At 42.6% G+C, this 802-nt stretch carries 1 protein-coding gene; it reads right to left on the reverse strand.

The genetic code is table 11. The features are described from left to right. On the reverse strand, positions 1-802 hold an 802-nt coding region (locus tag MA2_RS10780), incomplete at both ends, for a transposase (RefSeq protein WP_169795172.1).

The following is an 802-nucleotide window of genomic DNA, read 5'->3' on the forward strand; positions in this document are numbered from 1 at the left end:
ACACTCATATCGGGCGAAGCATCCTTTTGTGGCAACCAATATGTTACCTTTGCCACATTAATAGCGGTAAGCGACATATTCCAATGAAAATCAAGCTTGTTTTTATCTCTAGCCTGACAATCATTTAATCCAGTATATTGTTTGGCATCCCGATACAAAAACTCAATCTGAAAACGGGCTTTATAGTGTTGCAGTATCGCTTGCCAAGATTGGTCTAAGTCGGTACTAAAATAAATCTGATGTTGCCATGTTACCTTGCCCTTTTTGCTTCTAGCGGTATAAACAATCACCACATTGAGGGTTTTTTTTAAAGCGATTGAGTACGCCTTTAGGCGATAAATTTTCTCGTTGTCCTGATTCGACACACAAATCGCATGACTGTCAGATAGTTTGGCAAACTCAACTTTGCCATCATACAATTTGGGTCTGCCCCGTCCTTTTTGTTGCCCTTGATACAGGTAGTTTAAATTGGCATCGCATCGAAGTCTTGAGATGATGTCAAAGCCTTTATCACACAGGGGATTAACAAAGGTGTCTTTGGAAAAGTAGGCATCAACAATGAGATACCTTGATAGGGTAAGCAGTTCATCTTTGTGCTCAAGTAGTTTGCGACTGTAAAATTCCAGTAGACTTTCATCGTCTTTAACATCCACCGTTTGGATGGCGTTTAGGTGAAAGGCGGTGTGCCTGCCTATGTCGAGTACGGCAAGTCCCCCTAACTCTAGTCCCCATTTGGCTCGTCCTGCTACCCCTGACCAAAAGTAGCCCACCCCATCGGTGTGTTTGCCTACTTTGTTGATGT

Origin of the sequence: Moraxella atlantae NBRC 14588 (assembly GCF_001591265.1) — a bacterium.
GTDB lineage: Bacteria > Pseudomonadota > Gammaproteobacteria > Pseudomonadales > Moraxellaceae > Faucicola > Faucicola atlantae.